This is a genomic window from Curtobacterium sp. MCLR17_036 (genome assembly GCF_003234445.2).
Lineage (GTDB): Bacteria > Actinomycetota > Actinomycetes > Actinomycetales > Microbacteriaceae > Curtobacterium.
Genome location: NZ_CP126269.1, coordinates 2,915,176 through 2,939,799, shown reverse-complemented (window position 1 = coordinate 2,939,799; position 24,624 = coordinate 2,915,176). Strand labels below are relative to the sequence as shown.

Annotated in this window: 20 protein-coding genes and 1 pseudogene; 11 read left to right on the top strand and 10 right to left on the bottom strand. The window is 73.1% G+C overall.

All coding sequences use genetic code 11. The features are described 5' to 3' along the window. The first annotated feature begins 13 nt into the window (after positions 1-13). The 8 genes from mvk (at position 14) to DEI99_RS13730 (ending at position 7,274) form a co-directional block, all read left to right on the top strand. Positions 14-994: a mevalonate kinase gene (gene mvk / locus DEI99_RS13765; protein ID WP_083404895.1), complete on the top strand. Its 981-nt coding sequence runs from the start codon at positions 14-16 to the stop codon at positions 992-994. Beyond that, on the top strand, positions 994-2,004 hold the full coding sequence (gene mvaD / locus DEI99_RS13760; protein WP_284180835.1) for a diphosphomevalonate decarboxylase: 1,011 nt from the start codon (positions 994-996) through the stop codon (positions 2,002-2,004). The genes mvk and mvaD overlap by 1 nt, the downstream gene beginning before the upstream one ends. Then, positions 2,001-3,083 carry a phosphomevalonate kinase gene (locus tag DEI99_RS13755; RefSeq protein WP_284180834.1) on the top strand — a complete coding sequence of 361 codons (1,083 nt, stop codon included), beginning with the start codon at positions 2,001-2,003 and terminating at the stop codon, positions 3,081-3,083. Before mvaD ends, DEI99_RS13755 begins: the two co-directional genes overlap by 4 nt. Then, positions 3,076-4,140: a hydroxymethylglutaryl-coenzyme A reductase family protein gene (locus DEI99_RS13750; protein ID WP_284180833.1), complete on the top strand. Its 1,065-nt coding sequence runs from the start codon at positions 3,076-3,078 to the stop codon at positions 4,138-4,140. Before DEI99_RS13755 ends, DEI99_RS13750 begins: the two co-directional genes overlap by 8 nt. After that, on the top strand, positions 4,137-5,327 hold the full coding sequence (locus DEI99_RS13745; protein ID WP_284180832.1) for a hydroxymethylglutaryl-CoA synthase: 1,191 nt from the start codon (positions 4,137-4,139) through the stop codon (positions 5,325-5,327). Before DEI99_RS13750 ends, DEI99_RS13745 begins: the two co-directional genes overlap by 4 nt. A gap of 77 nt (positions 5,328-5,404) precedes the next feature. Continuing rightward, on the top strand, positions 5,405-5,872 hold the full coding sequence (locus DEI99_RS13740) for a hypothetical protein (protein ID WP_284180831.1): 468 nt from the start codon (positions 5,405-5,407) through the stop codon (positions 5,870-5,872). After that, positions 5,872-6,777, top strand: a complete 906-nt coding sequence (locus DEI99_RS13735) for a hypothetical protein (RefSeq protein WP_071262667.1) — start codon at positions 5,872-5,874, stop codon at positions 6,775-6,777. The genes DEI99_RS13740 and DEI99_RS13735 overlap by 1 nt, the downstream gene beginning before the upstream one ends. Positions 6,778-6,878: 101 nt before the next feature. Beyond that, positions 6,879-7,274: a DUF7882 family protein gene (locus tag DEI99_RS13730; RefSeq protein ID WP_284180830.1), complete on the top strand. Its 396-nt coding sequence runs from the start codon at positions 6,879-6,881 to the stop codon at positions 7,272-7,274. Positions 7,275-7,663: 389 nt separating this feature from the next. On the opposite strand, the gene DEI99_RS13725 is transcribed toward DEI99_RS13730, so the two are convergent. From DEI99_RS13725 to DEI99_RS13715, 3 genes and pseudogenes are all read right to left on the bottom strand, one after another. Next, positions 7,664-8,737, bottom strand: coding sequence for a diflavin oxidoreductase (locus DEI99_RS13725; RefSeq protein WP_284180829.1), 1,074 nt, complete (start codon positions 8,735-8,737; stop codon positions 7,664-7,666). A 256-nt stretch (positions 8,738-8,993) separates the two neighbouring features. Then, positions 8,994-9,305 (bottom strand): annotated as a pseudogene (locus tag DEI99_RS13720) (flavodoxin domain-containing protein); the annotation flags it as partial. A gap of 143 nt (positions 9,306-9,448) precedes the next feature. Beyond that, positions 9,449-15,091 carry a glutamate synthase-related protein gene (locus DEI99_RS13715; protein ID WP_111043164.1) on the bottom strand — a complete coding sequence of 1,881 codons (5,643 nt, stop codon included), beginning with the start codon at positions 15,089-15,091 and terminating at the stop codon, positions 9,449-9,451. 310 nt (positions 15,092-15,401) lie between these two features. Here DEI99_RS13715 and DEI99_RS13710 point away from each other — a divergent pair, with 310 nt between their 5' ends. Further along, positions 15,402-16,220 carry a helix-turn-helix transcriptional regulator gene (locus DEI99_RS13710; RefSeq protein WP_111042544.1) on the top strand — a complete coding sequence of 273 codons (819 nt, stop codon included), beginning with the start codon at positions 15,402-15,404 and terminating at the stop codon, positions 16,218-16,220. Positions 16,221-16,258: 38 nt separating this feature from the next. On the opposite strand, the gene DEI99_RS13705 is transcribed toward DEI99_RS13710, so the two are convergent. The 6 genes from DEI99_RS13705 to DEI99_RS13680 form a co-directional block, all read right to left on the bottom strand. Beyond that, the gene (locus tag DEI99_RS13705) at positions 16,259-16,756 is read right to left on the bottom strand and encodes a hypothetical protein (protein ID WP_071297838.1); all 498 of its coding nucleotides are present in this window, start codon (positions 16,754-16,756) and stop codon (positions 16,259-16,261) included. Between the two features lie 339 nt (positions 16,757-17,095). Next, positions 17,096-17,365, bottom strand: coding sequence for a hypothetical protein (locus DEI99_RS13700; protein WP_111042545.1), 270 nt, complete (start codon positions 17,363-17,365; stop codon positions 17,096-17,098). 79 nt (positions 17,366-17,444) lie between these two features. Then, entirely contained in the window at positions 17,445-18,257 is an 813-nt protein-coding gene (locus DEI99_RS13695; protein ID WP_284180828.1) for a fructosamine kinase family protein, read from the bottom strand. A 45-nt stretch (positions 18,258-18,302) separates the two neighbouring features. After that, positions 18,303-18,998 carry a response regulator transcription factor gene (locus DEI99_RS13690; protein WP_111042547.1) on the bottom strand — a complete coding sequence of 232 codons (696 nt, stop codon included), beginning with the start codon at positions 18,996-18,998 and terminating at the stop codon, positions 18,303-18,305. Continuing rightward, positions 18,986-20,197 (bottom strand): sensor histidine kinase, encoded by a 1,212-nt coding sequence (locus DEI99_RS13685; RefSeq protein ID WP_258369530.1) that lies wholly within the window; start codon positions 20,195-20,197, stop codon positions 18,986-18,988. Before DEI99_RS13685 ends, DEI99_RS13690 begins: the two co-directional genes overlap by 13 nt. A gap of 55 nt (positions 20,198-20,252) precedes the next feature. After that, a complete protein-coding gene (locus tag DEI99_RS13680) occupies positions 20,253-21,101 on the bottom strand; it encodes a LysR family transcriptional regulator (protein WP_284180827.1) in 849 nt (282 codons plus the stop codon). A gap of 52 nt (positions 21,102-21,153) precedes the next feature. On the opposite strand from DEI99_RS13680, the gene DEI99_RS13675 reads away from it, so the two are divergent. Beyond that, the gene (locus DEI99_RS13675; protein ID WP_258369532.1) at positions 21,154-22,077 is read left to right on the top strand and encodes a DMT family transporter; all 924 of its coding nucleotides are present in this window, start codon (positions 21,154-21,156) and stop codon (positions 22,075-22,077) included. A 55-nt stretch (positions 22,078-22,132) separates the two neighbouring features. Here the strand turns inward: DEI99_RS13675 and DEI99_RS13670 are convergent, their stop codons facing one another. After that, positions 22,133-22,780 carry a TetR/AcrR family transcriptional regulator gene (locus tag DEI99_RS13670; protein ID WP_111042550.1) on the bottom strand — a complete coding sequence of 216 codons (648 nt, stop codon included), beginning with the start codon at positions 22,778-22,780 and terminating at the stop codon, positions 22,133-22,135. Positions 22,781-22,921: 141 nt separating this feature from the next. Between DEI99_RS13670 and DEI99_RS13665 the strand changes: the two genes are divergently transcribed. After that, on the top strand, positions 22,922-24,598 hold the full coding sequence (locus DEI99_RS13665) for an ABC transporter substrate-binding protein (RefSeq protein ID WP_111042551.1): 1,677 nt from the start codon (positions 22,922-22,924) through the stop codon (positions 24,596-24,598). Positions 24,599-24,624: the final 26 nt, after the last annotated feature.

The window sequence follows — 24,624 nt, the reverse complement described above, 5'->3', positions numbered from 1 at the left end:
GACGTGACCCACGATGACCAACAGCGACCTCGACAACACCACGACCCCCCGGACCGGAACGGCGTCGTCCCACGGCAAGACGATCCTGATCGGTGAGCACGCCGTGGTGTACGGCGCACCCGCACTCGTCCTGCCGGTGCTCGACGCGCGGGTCGTCGCGACCGTCACGCCGGTCGCCGCGGACGCCGCACGACCGGGGCATTCCCTCGAGTCGACGGTGCACACCGGGCCGCTCGACCTGGCACCGTCCGCCGTCATGCCGACCGTCACCGCCGTCACCGCCACCCTCGAGCACTTCGGGGTGACCGACCGCCACTTCCACGTCCGCGTCGACAGCGAGGTCCCGACCGCCCGCGGCATGGGGTCGAGCGCCGCCGTGGCCGCCGCCGTCACCGCTGCGGTCGCCGACGCCCTGGGCGAGACGCTCGACGTCGAGGCCCACCACGAACTCATCCAGACCTGCGAGCGGGTCGCGCACGGCCGGCCGTCCGGGCTCGACGCCCGCGGCGTCGTCGCGTCCGCCCCGGTCTGGTTCGAGGGCGGCCACATCGGACCCGTCGCCCTCGGCGCGCGCTTCACGTTCGTCGTCGCCGACACCGGCGTCCCCGGACACACCCGCGAGGCCGTCGCCGCGGTGCGCGCCCTGCACGACGCGGACCCGGCGCGCATCGGCGCCGTCGTCGACCGGATCGGCGACCTGGCGCGACGCGCGCGGGGGACACTCGAGGACGGCGACGCCCAGGCGCTCGGTGTCACCATGGACGCCGCGCACGGCCTGCTCGCCGCACTCGACGTGTCGAGTGACGACCTGGACCGGCTCGTCGACGCCGCTCGAGCAGCGGACGCCCTCGGCGCGAAGCTGACCGGCGGCGGCCGGGGCGGGTGCGTGCTGGCGCTCGCCACCGACGACGACCACGCGGACCGCATCGCGGCCGCACTCCGCGGCGCAGGGGCCGCAGCCACCTGGACCACCACGATCGGAGCCCGCGCTTGATGACCGCCACCGCCGTCGCGCACCCCAACATCGCCCTCGTCAAGTACTGGGGGAAGGCGGACGCGCGGCTCGCGCTGCCCGCCACGGGCAGCGTCTCGATGGGGCTCGACGTGTTCCCGACGACGACGACCGTCACGCTGGACGGCGGCGCGGGTGACGGCCAGGAGGCGCGTGACGCGTTCACGCTGAACGGCCAGGTCGTCGAGGACGGTGCGCTGGTGCGGGTGCAGCAGTTCCTCGACCTCGTGCGCGAGCTCGCCGGCTCGTCCGAGCGCGCCTCCGTCGTGTCCGAGAACACCGTGCCCACCGGTGCCGGACTCGCCTCGAGCGCGTCCGGGTTCGCAGCGCTCGCGACCGCGGCCTCGGTGGCGTACGGGCTCGACCTGTCGCCGCGCGACCTGTCCCGGCTCGCCCGCCGCGGCTCGGGGTCGGCCACCCGCTCGATCCCCGGGGGTGTCGCGGTGTGGCACGCCGGCGACGACCAGGGCTCGTTCGCCGAGCCGGTCCCGGCGCCGCCGATGGCCATGGTCGTCGTGACGATCGACGCCGGCCCGAAGCCGATCGGCTCGCGCGAGGCGATGCGCCGCACGATCGCGACGTCGCCCTTCTACCCGGCCTGGGTCACGTCGACCACCGAGACCGTCGGCGAGATGCTCGACGCCTGCGCGGCCGGCGACTTCACCCGCATCGGCGAGCTCACCGAGAGCAACGCCCTGCGCATGCACGCCACGATCGAGGGCGCCTTCCCGCCGATCCGCTACCTGAACGCCCGCAGCGTCGCGGTGTTCGACGCCGTCGCCGAACTGCGTGCCGTCGGCCTTCAGGCGTACGCCACGGCCGACGCCGGCCCGAACGTCGTCGTGCTGTGCCGGCCCGACGACCGCTCGGCCGTCGCGACCGCGCTCGCGTCCTTCGGCGACGTCATCGAGTCCGGCACCGGACCAGCCGCAAGGGTCCTCCGCTCCGAACAGTCCGGGAGCAGTCCCGACCAGAAGGAGTCCGCCGAGTGATCGAGTTCCGCGCCCACGGCAAGCTGTTCGTCGCCGGCGAGTACGCCGTCGTCGAGCCGGGCCAGCCGTCCGTCCTCATCGCCCTCGACCGCGCCATCACGGCGAAGGTGTCCGAGGGACACGGGTCGGGCAGCGTGCACTCCGAGGAGTACGGCCACCTGCCGCTGACGTGGACCCGCGGCGCCGACGGCCTCGCCCTGGACCGCGAGCGCCACCCGTACGACTACGTGATGGAGACGATCGACCTCGTCGAGAAGCTCCGTGCCGAACGCGGGATCGCCCCCCGGTTCCACGACCTGCGCATCGAGAGCCAGCTCGACGACGCGAGCGGCCGGAAGTTCGGCCTCGGGTCGTCGGCCGCGGTGACCGTCGCGACCGTGGGCGCCCTCGACCGCTTCTACGGCATCGGCCTGACGCAGCGGCAGCGCTTCCAGGTCGCCCTGCTCGCCACCATCCGGGTGAACCCCCGCGCCTCCGGCGGCGACCTCGCCGCGAGCACCTTCGGTGGCTGGCTGCGCTACAGCGCCCCGGACCGCGAACGCCTCGCCGCGATGCTCGACGACCACAGCGTGTCCGAGGTGCTCACCGACGCCGACGCCTGGCAGGGCTTCGACGTCGAGCGGCTCCCCGCTCCGGAGAACCTGCGGCTGCTCGTCGGCTGGACCGGTTCGCCGGCGTCGACCACGAAGCTCGTCGACGTCGTGCGTCGGCACCGCAACGGTGGGTACCAGGCGTTCCTCGACGAGAGCCGCAGCTGCGTCGACGACCTGACCGCGGGCCTCCAGACCGGCGACGCCGAGCGCACGCTCGACGCGCTCCGCCGTGCACGCGTCCTGCTGCAGCGACTCGGCGCGTCCGTCGGGTCGCAGATCGAGACCGAGCGTCTCGCCACCCTGTGCGACGTCGTCGAGGAGGCGGGTGGGGCGGCGAAGCCGTCCGGCGCCGGCGGCGGGGACTGCGGCATCGCCCTCGTCCCGCTCGACACCGACCCCGCCGGCATCCACCGCGCCTGGGAGGCGCACGACATCAGACACCTCAGCGTCGCGGTGCGAGCACCAGAAGGAGCCCTCGATGAGTGACCTGCTCACGCCGATCCCCACCAAGTGGGTCGGACCGATCCGCGTCAGCGGCAACGCCGTGCAGGGGGAGCACGAGGTGCCCCTCGCCACCTACGAGTCGCCGCTCTGGCCGTCCGTCGGCCGCGGCGCCCGCATCTCGCGCCTGGTCGAGGACGGCATCGTGGCGACCGTCGTCGACGAGCGGATGACCCGCTCGGTCGTCGTCCGTGCCGACAGCGCCGCCGCCGCCCACGTGGCCGCGGGGCAGATCCTCGCGCGCCAGGACGAGCTCGCCGCGATCGTGTCCGGGCAGAGCCGGTTCGCGAAGCTCATCGAGGTGCACCCGGAGATCGTCGGGGACCTGCTGTTCCTGCGCTTCGCGTTCACCACCGGCGACGCCTCCGGCCACAACATGGTCACGCAGGCGGCGGACAAGCTGCTGCCGGCGATCCTGGACTGGCAGCCGGGCCTGCGGTACGTCTCGGTGTCCGGCAACTTCTGCACCGACAAGAAGGCCACCGCGGTGAACGGCATCCGTGGCCGCGGCCGGAACACCATCGCCGAGATCGTGATCCCGGGCGAGGTCGTCGAGAAGCGCCTGCGCTCGAGCACCGCCCGCATCGTCGAGCTGAACATCGCGAAGAACCTCATCGGGTCGACCATCGCCGGGGCGCTGCGCTCGGCGAACGCGCACTACGCGAACATGCTGCTCGGCTTCTACCTGGCCACCGGGCAGGACGCCGCGAACATCGTCGAGGGCTCCCAGGGCATCACGAGCGCCGAGGACCGCGACGGCGACCTGTACTTCTCGACCTCGTTGCCGCACCTGATCGTCGGCACCGTCGGCAACGGCAAGGGCGGCGACCTGCCCGTCGTCGAGGACGCCCTGGTGCGCCTCGGCTGCCGACAGGAGCGGGAGCCCGGTGCGAACGCCCGACGCCTCGCCGCCCTGTGCGCCGCGACCGTCCTGTGCGGGGAGCTCTCGCTCCTCGCCGCCCAGACCAACCCGGGCGAGCTGATGGCCGCCCACGTCGCCATGGAACGCCGCGGCTCGCGCCCGGCCGGAGGTGCAGCATGACCGCCCAGCAGCCCGCACCGCAGCAGACCCTGAGCGTCGGCATCCACGACATCGCCGTCGCGACCGGGCACCACGTGCTCGACCTCGACGACCTCGCCGCGACGACCGGCGTCGACCCCGCGAAGTACCACGTCGGCATCGGGCAGGACGCCTTCAGCGTGCCCGCCCCGGACGAGGACATCGTCACGATGGGCGCCGCGGCCGCGAAGGAGATCATCGACCGCCACGGGGTGCAGGGCATCCGCACCGTGCTGTTCGCGACGGAGTCCGGCGTCGACCAGTCGAAGGCCGCCGGGGTCTTCGTGCACGGCCTGCTCGGCCTTCCGCAGAACGTCCGCGTCGTCGAGCTGAAGCAGGCCTGCTACGGCGGGACCGCCGCCGTGCAGCTCGCCCTCGGCATCGTGGCCCGGTCGCCGCACGAGCGCGTGCTCGTCATCGCGGCCGACGTGGCGCGGTACGACGTCGAGACCGCCGCCGAGCCGACCCAGGGTGCCGGCGCCGCCGCGATCCTGGTGTCCGCCGACCCGGACCTCGTCGAGCTCGAGCCGGCCGCCGGTGTCTTCACCGCCGACGTCGACGACTTCTGGCGGCCGAACGACCGGTCGACCGCGCTCGTCGACGGTCGCCTGTCGGTGAGCGCCTACGTCGACGCGTTCGTCGGCGCGTGGGACGACCTGGCGGCGCAGGGCGGTCCGGCGTACCAGGACATCGCCCGCTTCGTGCACCACCAGCCGTTCACGAAGATGGCGCTCAAGGCGCACCGCAAGCTCACCCAGCACGTCGGCGTGCCGTTCGACGAGACCGAGCTCGCCCTCGGCTTCACGTACAACCGGCAGACCGGCAACACGTACACGGCGTCGCTCTGGATCGGCCTCGCGGCACTGCTCGACCTCGACGACGACCTGGCCGGGGAGCGGATCGCGCTCTTCAGCTACGGGTCCGGCAGCGTCGGCGAGCTCATCACCGGCATCGTGCGCCCGTCGTACCGCGAGCACCGGCGCACCGGCCGCGTGCGGCAGCTGCTCGCGGCCCGCGTGCCGCTCACCGTCGACGCCTACCGCGAGCTGCACGCCTCCGGGGCCGCCACCAGCGTGGACACCGAGCGGCCGCGGGTCACGTCGGCGCCGTACCGGTTCGCCGGGGTGCGCGGCGGCGCACGGCACTACGAGGCCACCGCGACCGACTGACGACGGCAGGGCCGACGCCCGCCCACTCGCTCCGTGCGCCCGCTGCCGCTATCCTGGGCGCGGACGATGGAGGGGCGATGGCAGAGCAGCTCGGCGCGGGTGACGTGGTCGCCACGCTGGTCGACTCGCTGCCCCGTGCCCCGCGGCTGACCGACGTGGTCGACGGCGTCGGCCGGATGGTCGGCAAGCCCACCCGCGTGGTGGACGTCGACGGGCCGAGCTGGGGCCCGCTGACGGCCCTGGTGTCGCAGTTCGAGCACGAGAACCTGGTCCTCGTGCCGGCCGGTGCGCCCGCGCTCTACCGGATGCACTGCGTCCTGCACGAGCTCGGGCACCTCGCCAACGGCGACACCGGCGCCCCGACCACCTCGTCGATCGCCGCCTTCGCCTCGGGCGGGCACGTCTGCCGTCGGGCCCTCGACGGCGAGACCGGTCTGGTGAGCATCTCCGACGACGACGAGCACTTCGCCGAGCGGTTCGCGTACGAACTCGCGACCGTCCTGCTCGGCGGAGCCTCGGGTGCCGACGAGCGGGCCTACGGCTGATGACCCTGCTGTACGCCGCCGCCTTCTGGTGCGCGGCGCTGATCTTCCTCGCCCGCACCCCGTACGTGCTGCGCAACCCGCGGGGCCGCGCCGCCTGGGGCGCGACCGGCGTCGGGGCGCTCGGGCTGCTGACCCTGGGCAGCGTCGTGCCGCAGCCCACGCTCGACGGGTTCCTCGGCGGCACGAACGTCATCTACCTGGTGCAGAACGTCTGCGCGACCGCGGCGTTCTGGCTGATGCTCCGCGCGAGCACGTCCGACCTGCCGCGGCGCCCGCGCCTCGCGCACCCGCTGGCACTGCTGGCGATCGTCGTCGCGTTCACGGTGCCGTTCCTGCTGGTGCGCGACCGCGGCGGCACCGAGTTCCACTTCATCGTCGTCCAGATCCACCAGCCCGCCATGTGGGTCTGCGCCTCGGTCTACCTGCTCGGCATCGCGGCGATCGCGGCGACGACGCTGCGGTACGGTGTGCTGCAGGACCGGGTCGCGCTCGTCGTGTTCCGCGTGGGACTCGCCCTCGTCGTGGTCGCCTGCCTCGACGAGGTCGCGTCGCTCGCCCTCGACCACTTCGAGGTCGGCCCGACGGCGCTCCGCGACGGGTTGCGGCTGGGCTTCGACCCGCCGTTCTACCTCGGCGTGGTGCTCATGGTGCTCGCGATGGCCTCGCTGACGTTCCGCCGCTGGGGCCGTGACGTGCGGTGCCGCCGGCACAACCGACGGCTGCGGCGGATCACCCGTCGGCACGCCGTCCGCGCCGTCGAGCGCGGCGGTGACGCCCAGACCCGCACCTACGACCTCGTCATCGCGATCCGCGACGCCGAGGTGCAGGGCCGTGCGCTGGACGACGCCGAGCTCGCCCACGTCCGGTCGGCGGAGCGCACGCTGACCCGCAGTCTCGGCGGCTGAGCGCCACCCCTGGTGGCCGCGCCCCGCTCGGGTCCCGCACGGGTTCCACCCGGATCCTGCCCGGGTCCCGCCCGCACGGCTCCGAGGGAGTACAAGGAGCCATGGGCCAGCTCATCTACGACGGCGAACCGCTCGACCTCCGCATCGACGACCGCGCACTCACGCACCTGCAGATCGTCATCGTGAACATGCTGCGACGCGACCACCGCTTCGCGTTCTCGTGGCGCGACGACGTGGTGCACGGCGACGGGCGCAGCACGATCTGGTTGCACCCGAACGTCAGCCTGCACTTCAAGTTCACCGGCAGCCGCACGCCGTCGATCAACCGCAGCTGGCTCGAGGAGCTCTACGCGGCGGCCACCTCCGGCTCCGGCCTCGTGCTGACGCAGGAGCCGTCCGACACGAGCACCGCGGCGGACTCGGCGTGGTCGCGGGCGGTGGCGGCGGGCGACGCCGGCGACGCGTCGGACCGGACGACGGGGAGCACCGGCGGGTAGCACGGACGCGGTCCCCGGTCAACGGGTACCGGTCCCGGATCGGTCGACGTACGGTGACGTCACCGCGGTTCGCTGCCGTCCCAGTGCCGGCATCCAGGGAGTCGGTACGGGCACGATCCGCGGCAGGAGGGGACCCGAACGATGAACACGAGGCGGTGTGCGCCCGGAGCCGACCAACCACCGGCAACCGCGCGGCGCACACGGTGGGAGTCCTGGATCAGGGGACTCACCACCCGGCAGGCCGGGCTGCGACGCCCGGCCGACCGCTTCGTGATCACGGGCTCGTCGGCCGGACCGCACCGGCCGATGCCCTCCGTGGGGACCACCTCGGTCGTCGGATTCGGGTTCCGCGGCCGGGGTGGCTCCCGCACGACCTCCGGGGCGGCTGCTCAGTAGACGTCGCGGACGTACCGCTTCGCCCGGCGCAGGTCGGCCAGGTAGGCCTGGGCGTCGTCCTCGTCCCGACCCCGGCCGCGCCGGATGACGTCGAGCAGCGCCGCCTCGACGTCCTTCGCCATGCGCGAGGCGTCGCCGCACACGTACACCGAGGCGCCCTCCTCGAGCCAGGCGAACAGCTCGTCGGCCTGCTCGCGCATCCGGGTCTGCACGTAGACCTTCTCGGCCTGGTCGCGCGAGAACGCCAGGTCGAGCCGGGTGAGCACGCTCTGCTCGCGCAGGGCGGTGAGCTCGTCCTCGTAGACGAAGTCGGTCTCGCGGTGCTGGTCGCCGAAGAACAACCAGTTGCGTCCCGTGGCCCCGGCGGCGGCCCGCTCGTGCAGGAAGCCGCGGAACGGCGCGATGCCGGTGCCCGGACCGATCATGACCATCGGCGCGGACGGGTCCGCCGGCACCCCGAACGACGCGTTCGGCTGCAGGTACACGTCGACGGTGCCGCCCGGCGCGACCCGGTCGGCGAGGAACGTCGACGCGACACCGGCGTGCATCCGGTGCGGGTCGCCGTACCGGACGGAGGCCACGGTGAGGTGGACCCGACCCGGGTGCGCCAGCGGGCTCGACGAGATCGAGTACTGGCGCGCCTGCAGCGGCCGCAGGTTCGGCAGCAGTTCGTCGAGACCGGGTGCCGCCGACCCCGCGTCGCGGAGCAGGTCGAGCACGTCGCGTCCCCAGAGCCACCGGTCGAGCTCGTGCTTGTCGCCGTGTGCCACGACGGCCGCGAGCTCGCTCGACGGCGCGCGCTGCACCAGGTCGGCGATCAGGTCCTTCGACGGCGTCCGGACCTCGCGGTCCGTCCGCAGGACCTCGGCGACCGGGAGCCCGTCGACCGTCTCGCCACCGTTCGCACCGACCTGCTCGAGCAGTTCGGCGACGAACACGGCGTCGTTCACCGGGACGACCGCGAGCGCGTCGCCGGCCGCGTACTCGATGCCCGAGTCGCCGAGGTCGAACTCGTGGTGGCGGATCTCCTTCGCGCTGTGCGGCGCCGACAGTAGCCGGTTCTCCACCAGCGTCGCCGGGAACGGGTTGCGCTTGGTCCACTGCGACCCCGGTCGGGAGGCCCGCCCCCCCCGCCCCGCCGGTCGCGGTCGCGCCGTCGCCGGCCCCGCCGCCCGTGGTCGCTCCGGGCGTGCCCGTCACGCCGGCCTCGGCCGCCAGCCGGTCGAGCACCGCCGCGGACCACAGCGCGGCCGGGTCCTCGAAGTCGACGTCGCAGTCCACTCGGTCGTGGATGCGGGACGCGCCGAGCTGCTCGAGACGGGTGTCGAGGAGCTTGCCGGCCTGGCAGAACTCGTCGTAGCTCGTGTCGCCGAGCCCGAGGACCGCGTACTGCAGCCCCTCGAGCCGCGGTACGGTGCTCGCCTGGAACGCGTCCCAGAACAGCCCGGCGTTGTCGGGCATCTCGCCCTCGCCGTAGGTCGAGGTGACGACGAGCACGTGCGACATCCCGGCGAGCTGCTCGGGGGTGACGGCGTCGAGGGCGCTGGCCCGACCGCCGAGTCCGCGGGCCCGCGCGCCGGCGACGAGCTCGTCGGCCAGGAACTCCGCGTTGCCGGTCTGGGTGCCGAAGAGCACGTCGATCGTGGTCGTGGGCGCGCTCGCCGCGACCTTCTCGCCGGCAGCGGCGATGCCCGCGATGAACCCGGCGAGCCAGGACTCCTGGGCAGCCGAGAACGGTGCGTCGACCGGGATGAGCGACCCGGTCGGGGGCAGGGTGCTCACGCGGTCACCGCCTCGGTCGGCGCCTGCGGTGCGCGGCGGGCGATGTCCTCGAGCGCCGCGGTCGCGAGCAGCTCGTCGAAGCGCGCGGCACGCAGCCGGCCGGCGTTCTTCGCGTTCTGGTGCATGATCCAACCCGTCGTGCCGGGCGCGTCCATGCTGCGGTTGTTCCGCTGCGTGAGGGCGCGCTTGGAGTCGTCGAGCCGCTTGACCGCGATGAGCGTCGCGAGCTCGTCGTCGGCGAACCGGTCGAACGTGCCGCGCAGGTACTTCACGACGCGCTGCTTGACGGCGAAGTCCTCGGTCAGCACCAGGTTCCGCACCGCCTCGGTCACCCGCGGGTCACCGGCGCCGGCACCGGGTACGCGCTCTTGCGCCACGTCCTGGGCGACGCCGAGCACGGTGTACGACGCCAGGAGCGAGAACATGTCCTCGCCCTGGTCGCCGAGGGCGGGCGCGCGGCCGTCGAGCACGGTGCGCTGGTCGCGGTAGTCGACCTTGAAGGCGCCGAGCTTGTCCGTCGCGACGGAGGCCGCGAGTTCGTCGAGCAGCTCCGGTCGTGTCGCGCCGGCGAGGATCGCGTCGGCGTCCTGGCTGAGCAGGAGCGCCCGCGGCATGCCGACGTACACGTGCGCGCGGGTGGTCTCCCACGCGGCGAGCAGCCGCTCGGCGAGGGTCGAGCCGGTGGCCTCGAGGTGCCACTCGAGCAGCAGGCGGGCGGCGTCCTCGTGGAACGCACCGCGCTCGGTGTCGGTGACGGGGAACACCAGGAGCGAGTCCGTGCTGGCGCGCTCGGCGACCTGGCCGGTCGGGTCGTACTGGTACAGGAACCCACCGGACATGCCGTTGCCGAGGCCCTTGCCGAAGGCGCCGAGGTTGAACACGGCCCCGCCGGTCATGTACTCGCAGCCGAAGTCACCGACGCCCTCGACCACCGCGGTGGCCCCGGAGTTCCGGACGGCGAACCGGTCGCCGGCCTCGCCCTGCACGAAGGTGCGGCCGCCGGTCGCGCCGAACAGTGCGAAGTTGCCGACGAGCACGTTGCCGCCGCGCTCGGCGCTGCCGCCGCCGGGCGCCCGGACGACGATCCGGCCCCCGCTCTGGCTCTTGCCGACGCCGTCGTTGGCGGTGCCGGTGTGCTCGAGCACGATGCCGTCGTTGGTGAAGACGCCGTACGACTGCCCGGCCGAGCCGTGCGTGCGGATCGTGACCGCGCCGTCCACCAGCCGGCGGCGGCCGCGGTCGTCGGTGGCGACGGCGGGGTGTGCCGACAGGTCGGCGTCGCGCAGCTCGTGGTTGAGCAGGCGCTCGACGTCGATGCCGAGCTGGCCGCCGACCGACTTGTCCGCGTTGCCGAGGACCACGTCGTCGATCACCACGGCGTGCTCGTGCCCGTCGACCAGTGCCGCCCGGACGCGCTCGATGAGCGCGTCGTCGGTGCGGTAGTCCTTCTCCAGGTACTCCGGGTCGGTGACGACCTTCTCGGGCACCTGGGCGAGCAGGGCACGGGCGTCGAGCCGGCCGACGCTCGCCGGGTGGTCGAGGAGCTGCAGCAGGTCGGTCCGGCCGCGGGCTTCGCGCAGGGAGCGCAGGCCGAGACGGGCCAGGATCTGCCGCACGTCGTGGGCGATGTTGAGCAGGTACTGCGCGAGCGCGCGGGGGTCGCCCTCGAACGCCTCGGCGTTCGTGGTCAGGCCCGCCGGGCACTTCACGTTGCAGTTCTTCGCCATCACGCAGCCGAGCATCATGAGCGCGGTGGTGCCGAACTCGAACGAGTCCCCGCCGAGCAGGGCGCTCGTGACGACGTCGCTGCCGGTCTGGTGCGCACCCGAGCAGCGGAGCGTGACCTTCTGGCGCAGGCCGTTCGCGACGAGGGCCTGGTGCACCTCGGCGACGCCGATCTCCGCGGAGCGTCCGGCGTACTTCAGGCTCGTGACGGCCGCGGCGCCGGTGCCGCCGGTGTTGCCGGCGACGTTGATGACGTCGGCACCGGCCTTCGCGACACCGACCGCGATGGTGCCGATGCCCTCGGACGACACGAGCTTCACGATGACCCGGACGCGGGCGGCCTTGCAGTCGTGGATGAGCTGCGCGAGGTCCTCGATCGAGTACGTGTCGTGGTGCGGCGGCGGCGAGATGAGCTCGACGCCGGGCGTGCCACCGCGGGCCGCGGCGATGTCCACCGTGACCTTGGGTGCGGGCAGCTGCCCGCCCTCGCCGGGCTTCGCGCCCTGGCCGATCTTGATCTCGAGCTCCTCGAGCATCGGGTCGGCGAGGTAGCCGGCCCAGATGCCGAACCGGCCCGAGGCGAACTGCTTGATGCGCGAGCCGCGGATCGTGCCGTAGCGGGAGTGGTGCTCGCCGCCCTCACCGCTGTTCGACATGCCGCCGACCATGTTCGTGCCGTGCGCCACGGCCTCGTGCGCGGTGGCGACGAGGGCACCGTGGCTCATCGCGCCGGACGCCAGGGTCCGGGTGATCTCGTGGGCCGGCTGGACCTCGTCGAGCTCGACGCTCGCCGGGGCGCTCTGCAGCAACGCGAGCAGGGCGACGGCCGCACCGGTGGCGCGGAGCGTCACCTGGGTGTCGTCGACGGCGTCGACGTCGATCTGCCCCGGGTGGAGCAGCGCGAGGCCGTCCGCGAGGGCCTGGTGGCGCAGTGCGCCCGTGGGTCCCGTCGACGTGAGCTCCAGGCAGAACCGCTCCGTGCCTCTCCCCACCGGCACGGCCGACCCGCCGCTGGCGCGGCGGTCCGGAACCGGCGGCGTGGGCCCAGGGAGACCGTCGGGGGACGCCGGACGCGAGCCGGAGAGCCCGCGCACGGTGACGCTGGCGTTGCCGCTCGTCGAGAAGCGACCGAGCTCGCGGGCGAAGTCCTCTGCCGTGTCGATGCCGGTGACGTCCGCGGGCAGCGCGAGCACGTCGCGGAGCGCGGCGGGACGACGGGACCGCTCGTCGTGGGTCGTCTGCAGGAACGTGACGTAGCCCGGCGTGATGCGGTGCGCGTCGATCTCGGCGTCGCTCAGCCGGTCGTACCCGGTGTTCCGGTACGCGGCGTCGGTGATGCCGAACGAGTCGTCGAGCTGGCCGAGCGTGAGCAGGCGCAGCGCGTCCGAGTCGCCGGAGCGCTCGAAGGCCGGGCGCTCCTCGGTCATGCCGCCGAACGCGCGGACGCTCGCGACGCCGAACGAGTGGCCGGCGCCGTCGGAGCGTTCCTTGAACAGCCCGAGCAGCGGGACCTGGCCCTCGGACGCCACCGAGCGGGCACGCTCGTGCCAGTCCGTCGCCGCCTGGGCGATGCGCGCGAAGCCGACGCCGCCGACCGGTGCCTGCATGTGCGGGAAGATCCGCGCGAGCACGTCGTCGCCGGTGTCGAGGTAGTTCGGCTCGAAGAACTCGCCACCGATGTAGCTCTCGGCGGTGCACAGGCCGACACGGCCCATGGTCTTCGCCAGGGCCTTCTCGGCGGCCTTGCGGAACCGCTTGAGCGCCAGGTCGGTCGCGGTCAGCTCGCCGGCGGGCGCGGGTGCGGCGGGGTACTTCTCCTCCGCACGCAGGCGCGCGCTCAGGCTGTACACGGCGGCGGCACCGAAGCCGAGCGCGGTCGCGACGTGGTGTGACGACGGCAGCTGACCGCTCTCCGCCACGACCGACACCCGCAGGCGCAGACCGGTCTCGATGAGCCGCTGGTTGACGGCGGCCACGGCCAGGATCACGGGGAGGGGCGCACGGGTCGACGACACCGCGCGGTCGCTGACCACGGCGATGCCGCCGGTCGTCGCCGCGAAGGACGCGACCGCGTCGGCGAGCTGCTCGACCGCGGTCCGCACCGCGTCGGCGTTCGCCTGCTCGTCGTCGGGCACCGGCACGTAGAGCATGTCGAAGCGCTCGAGCGGCACGACGTCCTGCTCGCGCAGCCGCACCATGTCCAGGTGGCCGAGGATCGGGGACTGCACGACGAGCTGTCGGCTCGTCGAACCCGAGCCGTCCGGCGCGGTGCTGTCCAGCTTCGCGCCCAGTGCGACGCGCATCGACATGCCGTCGGCCTCGCGGATCGAGTCGAGCGGCGGGTTCGTCACCTGGGCGAAGCGCTGCGAGAAGTACTTCGCCATGCCGCCCTCGGTGTCGCTCAGGGCGTTGATCGCGTTGCCGTAGCCCATCGCCGAGATGCGCTCCGACCCGTTCTGCAGCATCGGGTCGAGCATGAACCGGAAGCTCTCCTGGTTCAGCGAGTACGCCACGTACCGGCCCGCGAGCGACAGGTCGCCGTCGTAGCCCAGGGTGGACGTCGTGCGCTCGTAGTCCGGAGCGGGCACGTCGTCCAGGTGCACGCGGGCGGCGTCGAGCAGGGCGCCGTAGTCACGGCGGGCCGCGAGCATGTGCAGCACCTCGCCCGTGCGCATGCGGGTGCCGGTGCGGTGGTCGACGACGAGCATGCCGCCGGCCTCGATGCGGCCGCGGTGCACGACCTCGTCGGCGTCGAACTCGACCTGGCCGGCCTCGGACGCCACCATCAGGTACTCGGCCGTCTCGGTGGTGCGCAGCGGGCGCAGCCCCAGGCGGTCCAGGCGCGCGCCGACGACGTCGCCGTCGCTGAAGATCACGGCCGCGGGGCCGTCGTTCTTCTCCTCGTACAGCGAGAAGTACTCGAGCATGTCCCGGACGTCCGGGGTCAGCGTGCGGTCGTTCTCCCACGCCGGCGGCATGAGCGACACCACGGCCTCGACGATCTCGAGCCCGTCGTCGAACACGCGGCTCTGCAGGGTCTGGTCGAGTCGGCTCGAGTCCGACTGCCCGGGCGGGCGCACGATGCTCCGGGTGCGGGCGCGCGCGAGCGCCTCGTCGGACAGGCGGTTCTTCCGGTCGGTGTTCAGCTCGCCGTTGTGCGCCATCAGGCGGAACGGCTGCGCCATCGTCGGGTGCGGCTCGGTGTTCGTCGAGAACCGGGTGTGGAAGTAGAGCGTCCGCACCGAGTGCCGGGGGTCGCGCAGGTCGGTGAAGTACCCGATCACCTCGCCGGAGTTCAGCCGGCCCTTCAGGATCTGTGTCCGCGCGCTGAGCGACAGCGGGTACAGGGCGGCGTGGTCGGCGTGCTCGGCTGCGGCCTCGCCGTACGACACCGCCTCGATCGCGAGCAGGGCGCGGTTCGCGGCGGCGTCGACCTCGGTGCGCTTCCACGACTCGGGCGCGCGGAAGACCCACTGCACGATCGGCAGCTGGTACTGCTCGGCCTCGGGCCGGGCGACCGAGTGGTCCACCGGCACGTCACGGACGAGCAGGAGCTCGAAGCCCTGCTGCTCGATGGCGTCCGTGACGGTCTGCTGCGCACGGGCGCGCTCGGCGTCCGCCGTCGCGCCTGCGCCGCTCGGCACGAAGCAGTTCGCGACGCCGAAGTGGCCCGCGCGCAGCTGCTCGCCGGTGATCGCGCTGAAGAACTCCACCGACAGGTCGATGCTGACGCCCGCGCCGTCGCCGACGCCCTCGGCGGACTTGCCGCCGCGGTGCGGGATGGAGCACAGCGCTTCGTCGCCCTTGCGGATGACGTCGTGGCTCGGCGTCCCGTCGAGACGGGTGATGAAACCGACGCCGCAGTCGCTCGACTCGCGGGCAGGGTCGTAGAGACCGAAGGAGGTGGGGTTCACGGGAGGGTCCAGAGGGGCGTTGCCGGCAGCGGACGGCGCGGGCTGCATCGGTGGAGCGCTCGCCGCGGGCAGACCGGTGGTGGCAGTCGGGCCCTGTGGGGTGGTGGTGCGGTAGGGCGATGCTACGGCTTGGTATACCGCGGCCGCAACAGACCGGCCGGACGGGTGGCGTGCGGGGCGCGTGCGGGTGGCGTGCGGGGCGTGGGTGGGGTGCGTCGCGGGCTGTGCGCGCCGGGCGGCACCCCGCCGCGGCGAACTCCTGGTGAACGAGCGAACACGACACGTGTTGCACGGATACGTTCGACGCACGATGACGACCGAGCGCGATGACGCACACCGATCGGCAGTGCTGCTCCCGGGGGAACTGCTGGGGCTGTCGCTCGACGAGCGGTGCGCCGAGTTCGAGGCGCTCCTGCTCGCACCACCGCTGCACGGCATCCGGCCGGACGGCCACGACTGGCTCCGGCAGCGCTACGCCGAGATCGTCCCGATCGTGCTGCCTGCGGCGCTGCGGGCCGTCGAGCGCGGTGAGCCCGTCGACCGCGACTGCCTGGCACGGCTGCGCGAGGTCGCCGCCGCACGGGCCGAGGACCCGCGGGTGGACGTCTCGGTGGTGCTCCGCGGGGCGCTGCCCGCGATCCGGGTCTTCGCCCTCGTCATGCACACGGCGACGCGCGACCACGCGGCCACGGCGGACCGTGCCGCGCGGACCATGCTCGCGATGAGCCGGGCGTCGCTGGTGGCCCACGAGCTCGGCTCGTGCTGGGCCGAGTCCTGGTCGCACCAGCGTCGGCGGGCCGCGGCCGACGCGTCGGCGACGGTGACGACGGGGGAGATCGACCTGGTCGCCGAGGCGCCCGGTCTCGACGACACCGAGGAGCGGATGCTGGCGCTCGCGGCCCACGGTCTGTCGAACGACGCGATCGCGCGCGAGACCTCGTACAGCCGGCAGGCGGTGGCGTGGCACCTCGGACGGCTCATGCGGACGTGGAAGGCGCCGAACCGGACCGCGCTGGTGTCGATCGCCTTCGTGAAGGGGTGGATCCGCGCGCGGTGCTCGGAGCGTCCGGACGCCGTCTGGCCGCCGGCGCTCGGCCCGGGGACGGACGCGCACGACGACGGCCCCTGAGACCGAGGTCCCAGGGGCCGGACGTCGTGCGCGACGGGTCAGCCGCCGTTGACGCTGATGACGTTGTCGATGCGCTCGATGTTGCCGAACGCACCCCAGTTCAGCCAGCCGCCGTCACCGTTGTTGGTGATCCGGCCGGCTCCCTTGAACCAGTAGATGACGTAGTTGCCGCCCTTGATGTCGATCGACTGGGCGTCGGCGACGTCGCCCTCGACCGTGATGTCCTGGTTCTTGTTGACCACCGCGACGGTGAGGCGGTCCGGGTTGCCGGCGTTCCAGTAGCCGACGTCGAGTGCGGCCTGCACGGCACCGCCCCGGTCGCCCTGGTCGTTGACCGCGTCCTTGATGGCGTTGACGAGCGCCACCGGGTCGAGGTTGACGTTGACGTTCCCGCCGAGGTCTGCGGTGGAGGAGCTCGGCGCCGGTGCCGGCTCCGCGGCCTGGGCGGGAGCGGCGACGAGGGCGCCTGCGATGACCGCGCCGCTGAGGGCGGTGCCGGCGAAGAGCTTGACGGACTTGGACTTGAACGAGTTCATGATCGTGTTCCCATCTCTGCATCGGTGACCCGTGTGGGTCGTGTTGCTCGGACAGGAACCAGCCTGCGTCGGCTCCGGCCGGGATGCACGTGATCCGGCCCGACGTTGGACGATCGTCTGACGACCCGACCGCGGCGCCGCGCACGTGGCATGCTCCGCTCGCGAGACCGCCCGGGCGCGGGCCGCCCGGACCGGCACCCGGCGCGAGAGCCGCTCGCACGACCGGAACGATCCCGCGCCGCGCGATCCCGCGGTTCGGGGTGACATCGGTTGTGCGAACGGCGCCGCCGCCGCGCGCCGCGCCGCCGCGGACGCAGCGCGCCCGCGCCGCGCCCACGGTCAGCGCGGCAGCAACACCTGCACGACGGCGACGACGACGAGCGCGGCGATCGGCACGCCCGCGATCCACAGGCCCGCCCGCACCTGCGTGCGTCGGATCGTCGGTGGGGCGTGCGAGGACCGGGCGAACTCGGTGGCCGCCACGAGCTCGGGCGCGGCGGCCGGGGGAGCCGGTTCCGGCTGCGGGCGGTCGTCCTCGAAGGCCGGGACCTCGACGACCAGGTCGGCCGGGTCCGGTCGGTCGGGCAGCTCGTCGTACCGGTTCGTCATGCGGGCCTCCTCGTCGTGACCGTCCGCCCAGTATCGCGCTCCGCCCCCCGGCCGCGCACGGCCCTCCGGCCCGCCGCGGTCAGGCGTACCGCTGTGCCGCTCGCAGCGCCGACCCGGTGTACGACCCGCCGAACAGGAACACGTGCAGCAGCAGCGGCGCGAGCTGGTGCAGTTCGACGCGCTCCTGCCAGCCGTCGGCGAGCCGGGACTCCCGGTCGTAGGCGGCGAGCACCGTCTCGAGCCGGGGCAGCCCGAACAGCCCGAGCAGCGCCAGGTCCGTCTCGGCGTGCCCGCCGTGCGCGATCGGGTCGATGAGCACCGCCCCGGTCGGCTCCGACGAGTCGGTGGGCCAGAGCACGTTGCCCGCCCACAGGTCGCCGTGCAGTCGCGCCGGCCGGTCGCCGACGAGCGCCGGCTGCGGTGATCCGAGGGTGCCGTCCTGCACCCGGTCGGCGACCCGGTCGAACACGGCGGCCTGGTCGTGGTCGAACCCGCCGGCGTCGACGATGCGGCGGACGAAGTCCCGGATGCGGTACTCGGCGAAGAACTCGCCCCACGTGGCCGGCGCGCGCTCGGCGCTGACGAACGGGGTGCGCGAGCGCCCCATGCGCAGCGGTGACCCGGCCGGCCAGCCCGCGGGCGGGGCGCCCCAGTGGTCCGCCCCGGCGGCGTGGGTGTGCGCGAGGGAGCGTCCGAAGCGCTCCGCCTGCGCGGCGGTGGGGGAGCCGTCGGAGATCAGTTCGAGGTCGAGCACCGTCCGGCTCGGCCGCCCGAGCACCCGAGCCGTCCTGGTGCCGCCGGCCGGCTCGGCGGCCGCGAGCCACTCGAGTCCGGCCGCCTCGGCGGCTGCCTCGTCGGGGGTGGTGAAGGTCTTCACGTGCGTCTCGGCCATCGCCCCATCCTGCCGACGACCCCGACGTGCCCGTTCAGCGCCCGGTCACCCGGACGTCCGCCCGCGCCGGGCCGCGTGCACGACCAGCGCGAGCTGCACCCGGTTCTCGACGCCGAACTTCTCGTAGACGTGGCCGATGTGCGTCTTCACCGTGGCGAGCCCGACGAACAGGTCGGCGGCGATCTGCGCGTTCGACGCCCCGTTCGCGACGGCGAGGGCGACCTCGGTCTCGCGCTCGGTGAGCAGCGCGAGCAGCCGCCGCTCCGCCGCCCCGTCGGTGTCGGGGCGCACCGGCCCGGCGTCCGGTGCCGCGGCGAACGCGATGACCCGGTCGAGCACGGACGGCGACAGGATCGAGCGGCCGGCGGCGACGGTGCGCACGGCCTCGACGAGTTCGTGCGGCGGGGTGTCCTTGAGCAGGAACCCGCGGGCGCCGCTCCGGAGGGCGCCGAGCACGAGGTCGTCCCCCTCGAACGTCGTCAGGACGAGCACGGCGAGTTCCGGCCGACGCCGCAGTTCGCGTGCGGTCGCGACCAGGCCGTCGCAGCGCGGCATCCGGATGTCCATGAGCACGACGTCGGGGTCGGCCGTCGCGATGACGCCCTCGGCCTCGAGCCCGTCACCGGCCTCGCCGACGACGTCGATGCCGTCGTCGCCGCTCAGCAGCAGCCGGAGGCCGGCGCGCACGAGCTGGTCGTCGTCGACCAGGACGACCCGGACCGGTGCGGTCACGCCGTCCACGGCAGCACCGCCTCGACGGTCCAGACGCCCTCGGCACCGACCCCGGCGCGGAACGTGCCGCCGACGAGCCGGGCGCGCTCGGCGAGGCCGCGCAGCCCGTGCCCGACGTCGATCGCGCCGGCGTCGGCGGCGTCGTCGGTCGACGCGACCGGGTTCGTCACGACGACGCGCAGGGCCGGGGTGGGGAGCAGGTCGAGCACCACGTCGACCGGCCGCCCGGGGGCGTGGCGGCGGGCGTTCGTCAGGGCCTCCTGCACGATGCGGTACGCGTGGCGACCGACGACGGGCGGCACCGGGTCGAGGTCACCGAGCGTGGCCCGGACCGTCGTCCCCGCGGCGCGCGCCTGGTCGAGGAGCGCGGGCAGGTCGCAGAGCGTCGGCTGCGGAGGCGCGGTGCCGGTGACCTCGTCGCCCCCGGTGGACGCGGGGTCGCGCAGGACCCCGAGCACGTCGCGCAGGTCGGTGAGCGCGGCGTGCGCCTCGGCGCGGACCACCCCGGCCGCGGCCGCCGTCTCGTCGGGGGAGAGCGCGGGACCGCGGTACTCGAGCGCCCCGGCGTGCAGCGCGACGAGGGACAGCCGGTGTCCGAGCACGTCGTGCATCTCGCGGGCGATGTGTGCGCGTTCCTGCTCGCGGGCGCGGTCCTCGCGGAGCTGCTGGTCGCGTTCGAGCAGGGCCGCGCGTTCGCGGAGCGACACGACGAGGGCGCGGCGCTGGCCGATGCCGATGCCGATGGCCGCCAGCAGGGCGACGACGACGGCGGCGGCGGCCACGACCTGCCACAGCGGTGTGGCGTCGTCCGGCACGAGCACGCCCTCGTACACGATCGTGGCGACGACCATCACGGCGCTCGTGACGGCGATCTCGACGACGCGACGACGGGTGGCGATCGAGACCACCGCGAGTGCCGCCGCCCCGATCCCCAGCGTCGAGACCGTGCTCAGCGCGACGACCACGATCGTCACCGGCAGGGGTGCCCGGTGCCGGAACGGCACGAGCAGCAGGGCGAGGACGCCGCACAGCAGGTCGGCGACGAGCAGACCGCCGACGCGGGCGTCGCTCCACCCAGCGGTGTCGAGCGACGACCAGACCAGGGCGAAGGCGATCACGCCGGCCAGCGCGGCGACGGCCAGCCGCCAGGTCTCCGCCCAGATGCGTCGACCGACGGGGACGGCGGGCAGGGTGGCGGTCGTGGTCATGCTCCGAGCCTAGGAAACCGGGGCGGTCGGCGGATCCACCGAAGGTCGTACGCGCTCAGACCGCGTCGACGAGCGCCCGGGCCAGCGGGTGCCACTCGCGCGACGCCGGCCCGCTCAGCACGAGCGTCCGTTCCAGTCGTCGGGCCATCGGCACCATGACGAGGTCCGGCGGCAGCATCACGCGCCCGAGCGTCGGCACGATCGAGACGCCCTCGCCGCGTTCGATCATGCCGAACATGGTGCTCATCTCCCGCACGCGGTGGGCGTAGCGGAAGGGGCGCCCCTCGAGCTCGTGCAGCTTCTGGATCTGGTACTCGCAGCCGCCACCCCCGGCGACGAGGCCGTCCTCGTGCAGGTCGTCGAGCGAGAGTGCGGGCAGCTCGGCGAGCGGGTGGTCCCGTCGTACGACTGCTGCCATCTCGTCCTGGGCGACGACGACCCCGCCGACGGGGACCGGCGAGGGGTCGACGAGCACGGCGGCGTCGACGGTGCCGGCCTCGAGCCACTCGGGCATCTCGTCGTCGTCCCCCTCGTAGACCTGGACGTCGACGTCAGGCAGGGTCACCGCCCAGAGTTCGCGGAGCCGCGGCAGCAGGCCCTGGCAGACGGTGGGGACGGCCGCGAGCCGCACGGTGCCGCGGGCCGTGGCGGGCCGGACCACCGCCTCCAGGGCGTCGACGGAGGCGAGCACGCTGCGGGCGTGGGCCAGCAGGCGCTCGCCGAGGGGTGTCGGGGTCGCGACGCCGCCGCGCCGGACCACCGGTCCGCCCACCTCGCGCTCGAAGCCGGCGACGGCGTGCGACACAGCGGACTGCCCGACGCCGAGCTCGGCGGCGGCCGCCGTGAACGAGCCGGTGTCGAGCGTGGCGACGAACGCCCGCAGCTGCGGGACGGAGACGGTCATGCGTGCTCCTCATGTCGGTATGAGCGACATGCGTTCGCGACATGCCGCCAGGATGTCGAGACTGTACCTCGTGAACGCCGCCCTCTACGTCCTCGTCGCCCTCACCTGGGGTTCGAGCTTCCTCTTCGCGAAGATCGGACTCGACGGCCTCGCGCCCCAGCAGGTCGCCACCGTGCGGACCGTGCTCGGCGCCGTCACGCTCGTCGTGGTGCTGCTCGCGACCCGGCGGCGCTGGCCGCGGGAACCGCGGGTGTGGGCGCACCTGGCCGTCGTCGCGGTGTTCCTCAACGCGCTGCCGTCGTCGCTCATGGCGTGGGCCGAGCAGACGGTGCCGTCCGGGCTCGCGAGCATCTACAACGCGACGACCCCGATCATGACGCTGGCCGCCCTCGCGGTGCTCGTGCCGTCCGAGCGGCTGCGCGGCCGGCATTTGCTCGGGATCGTGCTCGGCATCGTCGGGGTGCTCGTGCTCGTCGGTCCGTGGGACGTCCTCACCGACCCCGAGGTCCTGGCGAGCGTGCCGGGACAGGTCGCACTGCTCGGCATGACGGCGTCCTACGGCGTCGGGCTCGCCTACCTGCGCCGGGTCGCGGTGGCGAGCGCGTACGACCCGGTCACCTTGGCGACGGTCCAGCTGACGCTGGCCTCGGGGATGCTCCTGGTGGTCGCGCCCGTCATCGCGACCGGTCCGGTGCAGCTGGACGGGAGGATCGTGGCCGCGATGGTCGCGCTCGGTTGCGTCGGGACGGGGCTGGCCTACGCCTGGAACACGCGCCTGGTGCAGGCGTGGGGCGCGGGTCGCGCGTCCACCGTGACCTACCTGACGCCGGTGGTCGGGGTGGCGCTCGGCGTGCTCGTGCTCGGCGAGCGGGTGCGGTGGAACGAGCCGGTCGGCGGCCTGGTCGTGCTGCTCGGCATCGCGCTCGCGTCCGGGGTGCTCGGGCGTCGCCGGACGGCGGTGCGGCCCGCGGTCTGACGGCGGCCTGACCGGCCGGGTCCCGTGGCGTGCGGCGCCGTCGTCCGGTGCCGGGTCAGTCCTCGTCGAGGTACGCCGACAGCGGCGGACCCGGGTGCAGCACGCCGTTCACGATCGCCTGGATCGCGAACTCGCTCGCCGCGGCGAGGTCGACGGCCGACGGGTCGAGCAGCCACTGCAGCTGCAGGCCGTCCATCACCGCGAGGACCGCCGCCGAGGCGTGGTCGACGGTGCGCAGGTCGGTCACGCCCTCGGTCGCGCAGAGCGCGCGGAACGCCTGGTCGACGTCGGACCGCAGGGTCCGGTACCGCTGCTCGAAGTAGGCGCGCGCCGGGTGGTCGTCGGTCACGGACTCGGACGACAGGACCGTGTAGACCTGCACGATGCCGGGCCGGAGGCTGTTCCGCAGCACGGTCGACACGAAGTGCACGAACAGGCCGGCGCCGCCCGGCATCTGCTTGCCGTCGAGGTCGGCGACGTCGTCGCGGTCGCGGAACTCGATCACCTCGAGCAGCAGGGCCTGCTTCGAGCCGAAGTGGTGCAGGACGCCCGCGCGGGTGATGCCGACCTGGTCCGCGATGTCGGCCAGGGTGCCGTTCGTCGAGCCCTTCGCGCCGAACGTGTCGACCGCCGCCCGGAGGATGTCCTGCCGCTTGCGTTCGGTCTCGGGTCGTGGCGTGGCACTGCTGGCAGTCGTGGTCATCGCACCGGTCTCCCGCCTTCGAGTCACTCGTCACACTACACCGGATCGTTACTTGCTTTCTGGTCAGTAAGTGCGTTACGTTCTGCCGCAGTCGCCTGTTCAGCAGGCCACGGAAACGACGAAGTTCCCGAGGGAGAAGCAATGAGGCTCAAGAAACACCTGATCACGGCGACCGCCGTCGCCGCGCTGGGCGCCATGGTGCTCACCGGATGCTCGAGCGGCAGCCAGGGCGGCTCCGGCGGCTCGGGCTCGTCGACCCTGACGATCGCCAAGCCGGACGGCGCTGCCGTCCTCGCGACGCAGATCAACAACCCGTTCATCAGCACCGGCTCCGGCATGTCCCTCGGGTACGACCGGATGATCTTCGAGCCGCTCGCGATGGTCAACCCGGTGGGCGACAACCAGACCACCCCGTGGCTCGCCTCGAAGGTCACCTGGAACGACGACTACACGAAGCTCACCGTCACGCCCCGCGAGGGCGTCAAGTGGAGCGACGGCGAGCCGTTCACGGCGGACGACATCGTCTTCACGTACTCGCTCATCAAGGACAACCCCGCGCTCGACCTCGGCGGCCTGAAGCTGACCAGCATCGAGAAGGACGGCGGCGACGTCGTCATGGACTTCAGCGAGTCGAAGTTCGTGAAGCAGGGCGACGTGCTGCACGTCAGCATCGTCCCCGAGCACCAGTGGAAGGACATCGCGGACCCGACGAAGGACGCCGTCAAGGACGCCGTCGGCACCGGTCCGTACACGATCTCGACCTTCTCGTCGCAGGGCGTCGTGCTCAAGGCCCGCTCGGACTACTGGGGCGGCAAGGTCCCCGTCGCGCAGCTGAAGTACCTCGAGTACAACGACAACACCGGCCTGCTGCGCGGTCTGCAGAACCGCGAGACCGACTGGGCGCAGATCTTCATCACCGACTTCGAGAAGAACTACGTGCAGAAGGACCCGGAGCACAACGTGTTCTGGGGCGCCAACATCCTCAGCCCCGACATGATCGTCGTGAACACCACGAAGGCACCGTTCAACGACGTCGCGCTCCGCAAGGCCGTCAACATGGTCGTCGACCGCAAGGCGCACGCCGAGAAGGCCCGCAGCAACGCCGGGCCCGAGCTGAAGAACGTCACCGGCATCCCGCAGCCGACCGGCGACCAGTACATCGCGGACGAGTACAAGGACCAGGAGTTCTCGATCGACGTCGACGGCGCCAAGAAGGTGCTCACCGACGCCGGCTACACGTGGAAGAGCGGCGCACTGACCGACCCGTCCGGCAAGGCGGTCTCCTTCACGCTGCAGAACCCGCAGGGCTGGAACGACTACGTCACCGGCATCCAGCTCATCGCCACCCAGGTGGAGAAGACGCTCGGCGCCGACGTCAAGGTCGCGACCCCCGACGCCGACACCTGGACCTCGAACGTCGCCACCGGCAACTTCGACGCCGTCCTGCACTGGAGCGGCTCCGGATCGAACCCGTGGCACATCTACGACGACACGATGAACGGCGCCTACCTGGAGCAGGAGTCCGGCGGCAAGGTCGCCGACAACTTCGGCCGCTACGACAACCCGGAGGCGACCAAGCTGCTCAAGGAGTACGCCGCGGCCTCGGACGACGCGACGCGCAAGGCGGCGCTCGACGAGGTGCAGAAGATCTTCGTCGAGGACGTCCCGGCGATCCCGATCGGCACCCACCCGCAGCTCGGCGAGTACAACACCCGGAACTTCACCGGGTGGCCGAGCGAGGAGGACCAGTACGCCACAGCCGACCCGACGCAGCCGTGGGCCGTCCAGGTCCTCATGCAGCTGCAGCCCGCGAAGTAGCACCCCCACCACACCCGTCCGGGGCG